Source organism: Streptomyces sp. NPDC005435, assembly GCF_040703155.1.
Taxonomy (GTDB): domain Bacteria; phylum Actinomycetota; class Actinomycetes; order Streptomycetales; family Streptomycetaceae; genus Streptomyces.
On record NZ_JBEXEQ010000002.1, the window covers coordinates 1 to 12,909 of the forward strand.

General features: G+C 72.0%; 12 protein-coding genes and 1 pseudogene. 3 read left to right on the forward strand and 10 right to left on the reverse strand.

Going from position 1 to position 12,909, the window contains the following annotated elements; all coding sequences use genetic code 11:
* The 6 genes and pseudogenes from AB0898_RS31845 to AB0898_RS03065 all read right to left on the reverse strand — a co-directional run.
* A pseudogene (locus AB0898_RS31845) lies at positions 1 to 81 on the reverse strand (hydantoinase B/oxoprolinase family protein); the annotation flags it as partial.
* A gap of 11 nt (positions 82 to 92) precedes the next feature.
* A complete protein-coding gene (locus tag AB0898_RS03045; RefSeq protein ID WP_366801057.1) occupies positions 93 to 2,219 on the reverse strand; it encodes a SpoIIE family protein phosphatase in 2,127 nt (708 codons plus the stop codon).
* A 292-nt stretch (positions 2,220 to 2,511) separates the two neighbouring features.
* On the reverse strand, positions 2,512 to 3,201 hold the full coding sequence (locus AB0898_RS03050; protein WP_366801058.1) for a DUF402 domain-containing protein: 690 nt from the start codon (positions 3,199 to 3,201) through the stop codon (positions 2,512 to 2,514).
* An 84-nt stretch (positions 3,202 to 3,285) separates the two neighbouring features.
* The gene (locus AB0898_RS03055) at positions 3,286 to 4,674 is read right to left on the reverse strand and encodes a class II fumarate hydratase (RefSeq protein ID WP_366801059.1); all 1,389 of its coding nucleotides are present in this window, start codon (positions 4,672 to 4,674) and stop codon (positions 3,286 to 3,288) included.
* A 62-nt stretch (positions 4,675 to 4,736) separates the two neighbouring features.
* Positions 4,737 to 5,516, reverse strand: coding sequence for an SDR family oxidoreductase (locus tag AB0898_RS03060; protein WP_366801060.1), 780 nt, complete (start codon positions 5,514 to 5,516; stop codon positions 4,737 to 4,739).
* A 71-nt stretch (positions 5,517 to 5,587) separates the two neighbouring features.
* Entirely contained in the window at positions 5,588 to 7,258 is a 1,671-nt protein-coding gene (locus tag AB0898_RS03065) for a fumarate hydratase (protein WP_366801061.1), read from the reverse strand.
* A gap of 234 nt (positions 7,259 to 7,492) precedes the next feature.
* On the opposite strand from AB0898_RS03065, the gene AB0898_RS03070 reads away from it, so the two are divergent.
* Positions 7,493 to 8,185: a DUF1707 domain-containing protein gene (locus tag AB0898_RS03070; protein ID WP_366801062.1), complete on the forward strand. Its 693-nt coding sequence runs from the start codon at positions 7,493 to 7,495 to the stop codon at positions 8,183 to 8,185.
* A 176-nt stretch (positions 8,186 to 8,361) separates the two neighbouring features.
* A complete protein-coding gene (locus AB0898_RS03075) occupies positions 8,362 to 8,727 on the forward strand; it encodes a WhiB family transcriptional regulator (protein WP_366801063.1) in 366 nt (121 codons plus the stop codon).
* Between the two features lie 113 nt (positions 8,728 to 8,840).
* On the opposite strand, the gene glpX is transcribed toward AB0898_RS03075, so the two are convergent.
* On the reverse strand, positions 8,841 to 9,872 hold the full coding sequence (gene glpX, locus AB0898_RS03080; protein ID WP_366801064.1) for a class II fructose-bisphosphatase: 1,032 nt from the start codon (positions 9,870 to 9,872) through the stop codon (positions 8,841 to 8,843).
* A 127-nt stretch (positions 9,873 to 9,999) separates the two neighbouring features.
* On the opposite strand from glpX, the gene AB0898_RS03085 reads away from it, so the two are divergent.
* Entirely contained in the window at positions 10,000 to 10,533 is a 534-nt protein-coding gene (locus AB0898_RS03085) for a DUF4245 domain-containing protein (protein ID WP_366801065.1), read from the forward strand.
* Between the two features lie 125 nt (positions 10,534 to 10,658).
* Here the strand turns inward: AB0898_RS03085 and AB0898_RS03090 are convergent, their stop codons facing one another.
* The 3 genes from AB0898_RS03090 to xseA all read right to left on the reverse strand — a co-directional run bounded on the left by AB0898_RS03090 (position 10,659) and on the right by xseA (position 12,875).
* Positions 10,659 to 11,249: a malonic semialdehyde reductase gene (locus AB0898_RS03090; RefSeq protein ID WP_366801066.1), complete on the reverse strand. Its 591-nt coding sequence runs from the start codon at positions 11,247 to 11,249 to the stop codon at positions 10,659 to 10,661.
* Positions 11,250 to 11,390: 141 nt separating this feature from the next.
* Positions 11,391 to 11,609, reverse strand: coding sequence for an exodeoxyribonuclease VII small subunit (locus tag AB0898_RS03095; protein WP_366801067.1), 219 nt, complete (start codon positions 11,607 to 11,609; stop codon positions 11,391 to 11,393).
* Between the two features lie 9 nt (positions 11,610 to 11,618).
* Positions 11,619 to 12,875 (reverse strand): exodeoxyribonuclease VII large subunit, encoded by a 1,257-nt coding sequence (gene xseA / locus AB0898_RS03100; protein WP_366801068.1) that lies wholly within the window; start codon positions 12,873 to 12,875, stop codon positions 11,619 to 11,621.
* Between the last annotated feature and the right edge of the window lie 34 nt (positions 12,876 to 12,909).

Sequence of the window (12,909 nt, forward strand, 5' to 3'; positions counted from 1 at the left end):
GCGGACCGGCAGGCGCCATTCCAGGATCTCGGGGTCGGTGAGGCGCGAGTTGGTCATGTGGGTCTGTACGGCGTCGGCGCCCGTGTCCGGGTTCAGCCGCTGTTCAGCTCGAACCACACCACCTTGCCCGCGCTCAGCCGGGTCGCGCCCCAGCGCCGGGCCAGCTTGTTGACCAGGTACAGGCCGCGGCCGCCCTCGTCCGTGGCGCGGGCCTGGCAGAGCCGGGGCAGGCGCGGGATGTCGTCGGACACCTCGCAGCGCAGCACGTCCGTGCGCAGCAGGCGCACCGACACCGGGCGCGTGGTGTAGCGCACGGCGTTGGTGACGACCTCGCTGACCAGCAGCTCCAGCGAGTCCGACAGCTCCTCAAGGCCCCACTCGGCCAGCGCGGCGCGGGCCAGCCTGCGGGCCTTGCCCGGGGTGGCGTCCTCCGCGTCCAGCGACCAGTGCTTCACATCGCTGGAGGTGATCCCGTCGAACCGGGCGGCGAGCAGCGCGATGTCGTCGTCCCGGTCGCCCGGGCCGAGCATGTCGAGCACCTCGTCGCACAGCGCCTCCAGCGGCGGCGGATGCCCCGGACCGGTCAGCCGCGCGGTCGCCGTCAGCTTCTCGCGCAGCTGCTCTATGCCCGTCGCCACGTCCCGCAGCCGGGACTCCACCAGACCGTCGGTGTACAGCAGCAGCGTGGCGCCGGCGGGCGCCTCCAGCTCGATCGCCTCGAAGTCCACCCCGCCGACCCCGATCGGCGCGTTCGGCGGGACGCGCAGCACCTCGGCCTCGCCGCCCAGGTGCAGCAGCACCGGCGGCGGATGGCCGGCGTTGGCGATGGTGATGCGCTGCGCTATCGGGTCGTAGACCGCGTACAGACACGTCGCCATGCGGTCGGTGCCCAGCCGCTGGGCCTGCTCGTCCAGGTGGTGCAGCACCTCCTGCGGGGGCAGGTCGAGCCCGGCCAGGGTCTGCGCGGTCGTGCGCAGCTGGCCCATGATCGCCGCCGAGGTCATGGAGTGGCCCATGACGTCACCGACCACCAGCGCCACCCGGCTGCCCGGCAGCGGGATCGCGTCGTACCAGTCGCCGCCCACCCGCGCGGTCTCCGCCGCGGGCAGATAACGCGAGGCCAGGCGCACACCGGTGGGGCGCGGCAGGGTCTCGGGCAGCATGGTGCGCTGGAGTTCGTCGGCGATGTACGCCTCGCGGCCGTAGAGCACCGCCTTGTCGATGCCGAGCGCGCTGTGCGTGGCGAGCTGCGCCGCCACCAGCAGGTCCTCCGCCTCGAACGCCAGCCGCTCCGGGCGGCGCAGGAACAGGGCCGCGCCGATCACCCGGCGCCGGCCGCGCAGCGGCGCGAGGATCGCGTGCTGTCCGCCGGGCACCAGCGCCTCGCCGTCCTCGCCGAGCAGCTCGGGCAGCGCGGCGCGCGCGGCGGGGGTGTCCGCGAACACCGGACGCACCCCGCGCAGCACCTCGTTCAGCGCGCCGCCCGGACGCACCTCGCACAGCTCGGCGGTCAGCGCGGTCGCCCCGGAGAACGCGGCGAGCCCCGGGGACTCCGGCTCCGTCTCGGGGTACGGCGCGGGCAGCAGCGCCTCGGTGTCCCGCTCGTCGGGCACCCGGTCGCTGCGCCGCAGCCGCAGCACCACGGGCCCGGTGGGCCGCTCGTCGCCGACCGGCAGCGGGTCGCGCAGATAGACCAGGATCGCGTCCGAGAACGTCGGCACCGTGGCCCGGCACAGCCCCATCACGATCTCGTCGAGATCGAGGCCGCGCGCGATGCGCCGGGTCGCCGCGCCCACGAACCGGAGCCGGTCCCCGTCGCGCCGCATGGGCATCGGCCGGCCCGGCGGCAGACCGCGTCCGGTACGGCGCTCACGGGCGCCCGGCGTCCGGTCCTGCTCGGCACCCGGCTGTGCCGGAATGCCCTCCGGCGCGGGCCGGGGGCGGTGGGTGCCCTGCTCGGCGGTGGCCGGCTGGGAGTGCTCGGGGCCGTTGACTGGGGGCTCCTTCCCCTTGTTTCCCTTGCCGCTGTTTCCCTTGCCGCCGCCGCGCTTCGCGCGCGGCCCGGTGCCCGAGGGGGACGACTGGCCGTCCGCCCGGGACTGTGCCGGTAAACCCGGTGTGCCGGGCGGCGTGGGGGTACGCAGACGCGCCCCGCGGGAGTCCGCGGGGTCCACGCCCGGCTGGGGGCGTTCGTAGGAGGAAGTGGGCTGCTCCGTCACGCGTGTCGAATCCGTCCGTCCGGGGCCGCGCGCCAGGCGCGCGTGTGGTGCCGCCGACATGCCGATACCCGCAATACGTGCCCAGGGAACGGATTTCCCGCGTGGTCAGGGGTGGTTCCGCCGCCCCGGGCGATCCTCGCCCGGCCGGTGCCGCCGTTCTCGTACCCCTCGCTCACGTCCTGCCGCCCCTCGGTGACGTATGGTCAAACCCGGCATGTATTCCGGTAGTTGCAACTCGATGCCCTTGCGGAGGACGATCCTACGTTTGTGGTCCGGGGGCGCATCAAGGGTCTCATGAGGACACGTGCGCGGGCGTACGGTCCCAGTCCTCGGGGAGCGACGGTACCGCCCAGGCGGGGTCGGGGCGCCAGTGCTGCCAGCCGTCCGCGTACGGCGTCTTCCAGGCCCGGATGCCCTCGACCGCCCGCCGGCCCGCCTCCCGTACCCGCTCGGCGGTCTCCGCGTCCATCAGGCCGTCGCGCTGCGCCTGCGCGAACTCGTCCTCGTCGCGCCAGTGCCAACTGCGGTCCGGGTTCACCGAGATGTCCAGGAAGTGGTCCTCGGAGTCGACGCCGCCGCTCCAGCGGGCCAGCGGCTCCTCCAGGTTGACGTACCAGTTCTTGAACCGCCAGCCCGGCTCCCAGAACAGCCACACCGACCAGGGCTCGCGGGGCCGGGCGAGCTTGAGCACCCCGGTGCCGAACCAGCGGTCCCGCCGCACCCCGCGGGGCTTGGTGTAGCGGGACTCCAGCGGCTCCAGATGGACCGGGGTGCCGTCGGCCAGCACGGGTTTGACGCACTCGGTGCCGGGGGCCAGCCACACCGCGAGCAGGTCGGCGTCGTCCCGGACGACCGTGACGGGCCGGGCGATGTGGAAGCCGGCACCGGCGTTCTCCCGGTACCGCCACAGGATCGGGGTGCCCGGGGCCCAGTAGGCCGTCGTGTCCGTTTCCGCTCGTCTCACCGCTTCGTCGTCCGCCATGGACAGATATTAGGTGCCATGGGCACCTGGTGCCGTGGCCTCCGCCACGACCGGGCGACGGTGGCGGGAAACGGGGGACGCCTGTTACGGGTGTGTCATCCGCAGGACATCCAGCGCCTCGTCGAGCTGTTCCCGCGTCAGCTCCCCGCGCTCCAGATAGCCGCCCTCCAGGACGACTTCCCGGATGGTCTTGCGCTCCGCCAGCGACCGCTTGGCGATCCGCGCGGCCTCCTCGTACCCCAGGTACTTGTTCAGCGGGGTGACGACCGAGGGCGACGACTCGGCGTACTCGCGGGCGCGTTCGCGGTCGGCGGTGATGCCGTTGACCGTGCGGTCCGCCAGCAGCCGGGAGACGTTGGCGAGGAGCCGCACGGATTCCAGCACGTTCCTGGCCAGCACCGGGAGCATCACGTTCAGCTCGAAGTTGCCCGCCGCGCCGGCCGTGGCGATCGTCGCGTCGTTGCCGACGACCTGCGCCGCGACCATCAGCACGGCCTCCGGGACGACCGGGTTGACCTTGCCCGGCATGATCGAGGAACCCGGCTGGAGGTCGGGCAGCCGGATCTCCGCCAGTCCCGTCCGCGGCCCCGACGCCATCCAGCGCAGATCGTTGGCGATCTTCGTCAGTCCGACGGCGATGGTCCGCAACTGGCCGCTGGTCTCCACGATCCCGTCGCGCGCCCCCTGTGCCTCGAAGTGGTCGCGTGCCTCGGTCAGCGGCAGCCCGGTGGCCCGCGCGACCTCCTCGATGACGGCGGCGGAGAACCCCGAGGGCGTGTTGATCCCGGTCCCGACGGCCGTCCCGCCGAGCGGCAGCTCCGCGAGGCGGGGCAGCGAGGCACGCAGGCGCTCGATGCCGTAGCGCACCTGCGCCGCGTATCCGCCGAACTCCTGACCCAGGGTCACGGGGGTCGCGTCCATCAGGTGTGTGCGCCCCGACTTCACGACGTCCGCGAACTCCTCCGCCTTGCGGGTGAGCGCGTCGGCCAGGTGTTCCAGCGCGGGGATCAGCTCGCGGGTGACGGCGGCGGTGGCGGCGATGTGGATCGAGGACGGGAAGACGTCGTTGGACGACTGCGAGGCGTTGACGTGGTCGTTCGGGTGTACGTCCCGGCCGAGCCGCTCGCTCGCCAGGGTGGCGATCACCTCGTTGGCGTTCATGTTGGACGAGGTGCCGGAGCCGGTCTGGAACACGTCCACGGGGAACTGGTCGTCCCACTTCCCCCCGGCCACCTCCTCGGCGGCCCCCTGAATCGCCTGGGCGACCTCGGGCTCCAGCACCCCCAGCCCCGCGTTCACCTTCGCCGCCGCCCCCTTGATCCGGGCCAGCGCCTCGATGTGCGCCCGCTCCAGACGCTGCCCGGACACGGGGAAGTTCTCGACGGCACGCTGTGTCTGCGCGCGCCACTTGGCGTGGGAGGGGACGCGGACCTCGCCCATGGAGTCGTGCTCGATGCGGTAGTCGTCACTCATGCCAGGTACAGCGAGCGGGGGGTGCGTGATGTTCCTCGCGGGGGCTGAACGGGGGTGGGTGTTCAGTGGGAGGAGAAGCCGCCGTCCACGAAGAGGGCCTGGCCGGTGACGTAGGCGGAGGCGCGGCTCGCCAGGAAGACGGCCGCGCCGGCGAAGTCCTCGGCCAGACCGTTGCGGCCGACGAGGGTGCGGGCGGCGAGGGCTCGTACCGCGTCGGGGTCGGAGGACAGCCGGGCGTTGAGCGGTGTCATCACGAAGCCCGGCACCAGGGTGTTGCAGGTGACGCCGTGCGGGGACCACTCCTCGGCCTGGGAGCGCGCGAGCGACTCCAGCGCGCCCTTGGAGACGCCGTACGCCCCGGAGTGGGCGAAGGCGCGGTGGGCCTGCTGGGAGCTGACGTGGATGAGCCGCCCGTAGCCCCGCTCGGCCATGCCGGGGGCGAAGCGCTGGCTGAGCAGATGGGGTGCCTGGAGGTTCACGGCGAGGGTGAGGTCCCACTCCTCCTCGCTGAGTTCGCCCAGCGGGGGACGGAGGTTGATCCCGGCGCAGTTGACGAGGATGTCCGGCTCCCCGAACTCCTTCACGGCCTCGTCCGCCGCCGCCCGTACCCCCGCACGGCTGCCGAGATCGGCACTCACCCAGGCCGCCCGGCAGCCTAGTTCGGTGAGCTGCGCGGTCGTCGCCTCCAGCCCCTCCTTGCCCCGCGCGACGACCACCACGGAGGCCCCGGCCCGCGCCAGCGCCTCGGCGATCACCCGCCCGATCCCGGAACTCCCCCCGGTCACGACGGCGACGCGGCCTTCGAGGGAGAAGAGCCCGGAGAGGTATGCGGGGGAAGTCATGCCTGCACCCTAGAACGAGCCCGGGGGCCAACCTCCGTCGGCCCCCGGGGTGTTGTCGCGCAGGGTGCTTCTCAGCCGAGCCCGGGACCCCGCACCGGAATGCTCGTGAACGTCGGCGCCGGCGCCGGGTCCTGGAAGAAGTCGTTCCCCTTGTCGTCCACGACGATGAACGCCGGGAAGTCCTCGACCTCGATCTTCCAGACCGCCTCCATGCCGAGCTCCTCGTACTCGACGACCTCGACCTTCTTGATGCAGTCCTGGGCGAGGCGGGCGGCGGGACCGCCGATGGAGCCGAGGTAGAAGCCGCCGTGCGCGTCACACGCGTCGGTGACCTGCTTGCTCCGGTTCCCCTTGGCCAGCATCACCTTGGAGCCGCCCGCCGCCTGGAACTGCTCCACGTAGGAGTCCATGCGCCCGGCGGTGGTCGGACCGAAGGACCCGGACGCGTACCCCTCGGGGGTCTTGGCCGGCCCGGCGTAGTAGACGGGGTGGTCCTTCAGGTACTGCGGCATCTCCTCGCCCGCGTCGAGCCGCTCCTTGATCTTGGCGTGCGCGATGTCGCGCGCCACGACCAGCGGACCGGTCAGCGAAAGCCGGGTCTTGACCGGGTACTTGGTCAGCTCGGCGAGGATCGTGTCCATCGGCTGGTTGAGGTCGATCTTGACGACGTCGGAGGACTCGTCGAGGTGCTCGTCCGTCGTCTCCGGCAGGAACCGCGCCGGGTCCGTCTCCAGCTGCTCCAGGAACACACCCTCGGCGGTGATCTTCGCGACGGCCTGGCGGTCGGCCGAGCAGGACACCGCGATGGCGACCGGGCAGGACGCCCCGTGCCGGGGCAGGCGCACCACGCGCACGTCGTGGCAGAAGTACTTGCCGCCGAACTGCGCCCCGATGCCGATCTTCTGCGTCAGCTCGAAGACCTTCTCCTCCAGCTCCTTGTCCCGGAAACCGTGCCCGAGCGGCGAGCCCTCGGCCGGGATCTCGTCCAGGTAGTGCGCGGAGGCGTACTTCGCGGTCTTGAGCGCGAACTCGGCGGACGTACCGCCGACGACGATCGCCAGGTGGTACGGCGGGCAGGCGGCCGTACCCAGCGAACGGATCTTCTCCTCCAGGAACTTCATCATGGAGGCCTCGTTCAGGACGGCCTTGGTCTCCTGGTAGAGGAACGACTTGTTGGCCGAGCCGCCGCCCTTGGCCATGAAGAGGAACTTGTAGGCACCGCCGTCCGTCGCGTACAGCTCGATCTGCGCCGGGAGGTTGGAGCCGGTGTTCTTCTCCTCCCACATGGTGAGCGGGGCCATCTGCGAGTACCGCAGGTTGAGGTTCAGGTACGCGTCGTAGATGCCGCGGCTGAGCGCCTCCTCGTCGCGGCCCTCGGTCAGTACGTTCTGGCCGCGCTTGCCCATGACGATCGCGGTGCCGGTGTCCTGGCACATGGGCAGCACGCCCGCCGCCGCGATGTTCGCGTTCTTCAGCAGGTCGAGGGCGACGAACTTGTCGTTGCCGGAGGCCTCCGGGTCGTCGATGATCCGGCGGAGCTGGGCGAGGTGGGCCGGGCGCAGATAGTGCTGGATGTCGTGGATCGCCTCTTCGGCCAGCTTGCGCAGCGCCTCCGGCTCCACCTTGAGGAACGTCCGCCCGTCCGGCCCCTCGACGGTGGACACGCCCTCGGAGGTCACCAGCCGGTACGGGGTGGTGTCCTCTCCCTGGGGGAGCAGATCGGTGTACGCGAACTCAGGCATCTCAGCCCATTCCTCACTCGACGGACGGGGCCCGCCGACGCTGGCGAGCCTGTCCAGCGTAGAACCCCTTCCGGAGGGGGCTCTTGTGAGGTAAGGCTCAGTTGCGACACGCCGGGGCGCGGGGCGGGCGCATGCCGCGGGGGCGGCGCGAGGGTGGTGCGAGGGTGGTGCGAGGGCGCGCCACTTATCCACACCCCCTAGTCGCGATCTATCGCGATTGGGTACTCTGCCGTCGTGGACCTTCAGAAGCCCGCCCAGACCCCGGGCGCGGAGCCGCGCGTGTCCGAGCTGCGCGCCTCCGACGCCGACCGCGACCGCGTCACCGACATCCTCCGCGAGGCCCTGGCCGAGGGCCGGCTCACCGCCGAGGAGCACGCCGAGCGCGTCGAGGGGGTGCTGCACACCAAGACGGTCGGCGAGCTGGACGTCTACATACAGGACCTCCCGGCCGCCCATGCGCGGCCGGGCCCCGCCGCCGCCCCGGCCCGCCCGATACCCGGCGCGGTCCCGGCCGACGCCGACGCCAGCGTGGTCGCCGTCTTCAGCAGCGCCGTGCGCCGGGGCCGCTGGCGCGCCGGGCGCCGGTTGCACGCGTACGCCGTCTTCGGCAGCGTCGAGATCGACCTCAGCGAGGCCGTCTTCGAGTACCAGCAGGTGGTGATCAAGGCCGTCTCCGTCTTCGGCGACGTCCAGATCCGGGTCCCGGAGAACGTGTCGCTGCGCGGCACCGGCGGCGGTGTGATGGGCAACTTCGAGGTCAGTACGCGCGACTCGACGGACTCGCAGGCCCCGGTGGTCTACGTGGACGGCTGGGCCGTCATGGGCAACGTGGAGGCGCGGCCCCGGCGCGGCCGCTTCGTGGCGGACATCCTCGACCGGGTCCAGGACAAGGTCGACCACACGTTGCGCAAACACCTGGACCGTTGACGGTCGCGAATTCCGGTGAGGTCCGCCGGGGTGTCGCACCCGGGCGACCGGGCGCGAGGGGGTGTGAACAAGCCGCCGCGCGCCCGGGGTTGGGGACGCAGTGCATAGGCGCGCGCACAGCGGGTAGGGCTTGCTGCATCGTCTCTCGCTCGCGAAGCCGTCGTCAGGAGTAGACCGTGCTGCAACCGTCGCGTTCGTCCCTGCAGGTCGCCGCCGTCCCGGCCCAGCGGTCACCGAAGCGGGACAGGGACCAGGACGCGCCCTGGCACACCGAGGCGGTGTGCCGGCGTGACGAGGCCACTCTGTTCTTCGCCCCGTCGAAGGAACCGACCGCCGCCCGGCTCTCCCGCGAGGAGGCCGCCAAGCGCGTCTGTGCCCGCTGCCCGGTCATGGTCGAATGCCGCGAACACGCCCTCCTCCAGCCCGAGCCCTACGGCGTCTGGGGCGGCCTGACGGCGGCGGAACGCCGCGTGGTCCTGGCCCGCCGGAGGCGCCGCGAGGTGGAACTGAAGAAGACGACGGCGCCACGCATAGCGGGCTGAGGTCTGAAGGTTTTTGGTTTTTGGGTTTTTGTCTTTAGGGGCGCGGGGAACTGCGCGACCAGCCACAACGCGCCGGCACGCGCGAACGAACCCCGCCCCCTCCTCGGCAGGCGCTACTTGGCCCGGTCGAAATCAACCGCGCTGTACGCCCGCAGCTTGCTCAGCCGGTGCTCGGAGTCGATCCTCCGCACCGTCCCCGACTTGGACCGCATCACGATGGAGTCGGTCGTGGCCGTCTCCGACCGGTACCGCACCCCCCGCAGCAGCTCCCCGTCCGTGATCCCCGTCGCCACGAAGAACACGTTCTCCCCGTTGACGAGATCCTCGGTGGTGAGCACCCGGTCCAGATCGTGCCCCGCCGCGATCGCCCGCTCCCGCTCCGCCTCGTCCTTGGGCCACAGCTTGCCCTGGATGGTGCCGCCGAGACACTTGACCGCGCAGGCCGAGATGATGCCCTCGGGGGTGCCCCCGACGCCGAGCAGCAGGTCGATGCCCGTGCCCTCGCGCAGCGCCAGGATCGAGCCCGCGACATCGCCGTCGGTGATCAGCTTGATGCGCGCACCGGTCTCCCGGATCTCCTTGACGAGCCCGTCGTGCCGGGGCCGGTCGAGGACGACGACGGTGACGTCCTCGGGGGAGCACCCCTTGGCCTTGGCGACCCGGCGGATGTTGACCGCCACGGGCGCGTCGATGTCCACGAAGTCGGCGGCCTCGGGGCCGGTGACCAGCTTGTCCATGTAGAACACGGCGGACGGGTCGAACATGGCGCCGCGCTCGGCGGCGGCCAGTACCGCGATGGCGTTCGGCATGCCCTTGGCGGTCAGCCGGGTCCCGTCGATCGGGTCGACGGCGATGTCGACCTCGGGCCCGGTGCCGTCACCCACCCGCTCCCCGTTGAACAGCATGGGCGCCTCGTCCTTCTCGCCCTCGCCGATGACGACGACGCCGTTCATCGACACGGTGGAGACGAGGGTCCGCATGGCGCGCACCGCGGCACCGTCGGCGCCGTTCTTGTCGTCCCGCCCGACCCACCGCCCCGCGGCCATCGCGGCGGCTTCGGTCACGCGGACCAGTTCCAGGGCGAGGTTGCGGTCGGGGGCCTCGGAGGGGACATCGAGTTCGGACGGCAGATGATGCTCGGTCATCGGAGCGCACCTTTCTGATACGGCGACGGCCGGATGAGGGTTCGATTCCTGACTCTAGCGTTGTACCGACAGAATGAGCAGGGGGCCCCACGGATGAGCGCGCGGGGCACCTGCGACCATAGGGGGCGTGGCAGGTACGAACGGCAAGCAGAAGACGGTCCGGGACATGATCCTCTCCCTGGCCCTCATCGGTATCGCGGCGGCGGTCATCTATGTCTTCGTCCCGCACGACGATCACGCCCCCGACCTCAAGCGGGTCGACTACACGGTGGAGACGGCCGGCGCCCGCCGTGCGGCGAGCTACCCGGTGGCCGCCCCCGAGGGACTGCCGAGTACCTGGAAAGCGACCTCCGTACGCTTCCAGGCCGAGGATTCCGACCGCTGGCACCTCGGCTTCCAGGCCCCGGGCGGCCAGTACGTGCAGGTCGAGCAGTCCACGGGCAAGCGCTCCGACGTCATCGACGAGGCCACCCAGGGCGCCAGGGCGACCAAGCGCACCGAGGAGATCGACGGCCGCACCTGGACCCGGTACACCGGCGGCCGCTACGACGGCCTGGTCCTGGAGGACACCCCCGGCTCCACGACCGTGGTCGCGGGCACCGCGTCCTTCGACCGGCTGGCCACGATGGCGGGCGCGCTGAGGATGAAGAACGAGAAGTAGCCGGGCGCGGCGCACGGCACGCGGCCCACGGGCACGCGAAAGGGGCCCCGGAGGGAGAATCCGGGGCCCCTTCGCCGTGCGAAGCCGCCGTACGGCCGCTCAGCCGGTCACGTCACCGACACGTCTCAGACGGTCGTGACGACGTCGTCGTAGTCCAGACGCGGCGAGCGCGGGTACCAGGCGTCCGGGCCCGGCCGGCCGATGTTCACGACCATCAGCGGGGTGTGGTCGTCGTCCAGGAACTCCTTGCGGACGCCCTCGAAGTCGAAGCCGGTCATCGGGCCCGCCGCCAGCCCGGCCGCGCGGACGCCGACGACGAAGTAGGCGGCCTGGAGAGCGGCGTTCATCGCGGCGGAGCGCTCACGGACCGGGCGCTCGGCGAAGAACAGGTCCTTGGCCTGTGGGAACGCCGGGAACAGGGCCGGCAGCTCCTCGTGGAACTCGTTGTCCGCCGAGAGGATCGCGACCAGCGGCGCGGTGGCCGTCTTGGGCTTGTTGCCGTCCGCCATGAGGGCCACCAGGCGCTCGCGGGCCTCGGGGGAGCGGACCAGCGTGATGCGCAGCGGGGTCTGGTTGAAGGCGGTCGGACCGTACTTGACCAGGTCGTAGATCGCCCGGACCTGCTCGTCGGTCACCGGCTCGTCGGTGAAGGTGTTCGCCGTGCGGGCCTCGCGGAACAGCAGGTCCTGGGCGGCCGGGTCGAGAACGAGAGACATGCGTGACTTCCTCGGATACGCGTCCGGCCCGGGTGCCGGGCCGACTGAACGGGACGACCCTACGCGAGAGAAGTTAAAGCTTTAACGAAGGGTGCGCGCCGAACGCGACGCGCACAGCCCCCCCCCGGCTACGTGGCGCCGTTACTCGCCCCCCTCCGCCTCCTCCGCCAGCGCCGCGTCCAGCCGTGCCCGCGCCCCCTCCAGCCAGCGGCGGCACACCTTGGCCAGCTCCTCGCCGCGCTCCCACAGCGCCAGCGACTCCTCCAGCGTCGTACCGCCCGCCTCCAGGCGCCGTACGACGTCGATCAACTCGTCCCGCGCCTGCTCGTACGACAGCGCCTCGTCCACCTTGCTGGTCATCCGCCCACCCTAAGCATCGCCGCCGACATCACCACCGGTATCGGCCCCCGTATCGGCCCCGGTGTCCACCCGCACCGCGAACTCGCCCTCCGCGACCCGCGCCCGCAGACCCTCGCCGGCCGTCACCTCGTCCGGGGCGCGCACCACGTGGCCGTCGGCCTTCTGGAGCACCGCGTACCCCCGGCGGAGCGTCGCGGCGGGGGAGAGGGCCACCACGCGCGCGTGCGTGTGGGTCAGCTCGGAGTCGGCGCGGTCCAGGAGGTGGCCAAGCGTGCGCCGGCCGCGCTCCAGGAGGGCGTCCACCTGCGCCGCGCGCTCGTCCAGCATCCGGTGCGGATGCTCCATGCAGGGCCGGGCCAGCGCGTGCGCGAGCCCCCGCTCCTCGCGCTCCAGGACCGTACGCACACAGCGCCGGCCCCGGTCGCGCAGCATCCGTACCCGCTCGGACTCCTCGCCCACGTCCGGGACGACCTTCTTGGCCGCGTCGGTCGGCGTGGAGGCCCGCAGATCGGCCACCAGGTCGAGCAGCGGGCTGTCCGGCTCGTGCCCGATGGCCGAGACGACCGGCGTACGGCACGCGGACACCGCCCGCACCAGCTCCTCGTCGGAGAACGGCAGCAGGTCCTCCACGCTGCCGCCGCCCCGGGCGACCACGATGACGTCCACCTCGTCCATCGCGTCCAGCTCCTTGACCGCCTGGACGACCTGCGGCACCGCGTGCACCCCCTGCACCGCGACATTGCGCACCTCGAAGCGGACGGCGGGCCAGCGGTGCCGGGCGTTCTCCAGCACATCGCGCTCCGCCGCCGAGGCCCGCCCGCACACCAGGCCGATCAGCTGGGGCAGGAACGGCAGCCGCTTCTTGCGGTCCGCCGCGAACAGCCCCTCGGCCGCCAGCGACTTCTTCAGCCGCTCAAGCCGCGCCAGCAGCTCGCCCACGCCCACGGGCCGTATCTCGGCGGCGCGCAGCGAGAGCTGACCGCGCGGGGCGTACCACTCCGGCTTGGCCAGGACCACCACCCGCGCGCCCTCGCCGACCACGTCCGCGACCGTGTCGAACACCTGGCGGTAGCACGTCACGCTCACCGAGATGTCGTGCGAGGGGTCGCGCAGGGTCAGGAAGACCACCCCGGCACCCGGCCGCCGCGACAACTGCGTGATCTGCCCCTCGACCCACACCGCGCCGAGCCGGTCGATCCAGCCGCCGATGAGCCGGGAGACGTCACCGACGGGCAGCGGGGCTTCGGGGGACGTGTTCACAGCCATGCCGCGAGACTAACGGCCGCCACCGACAAAGGGG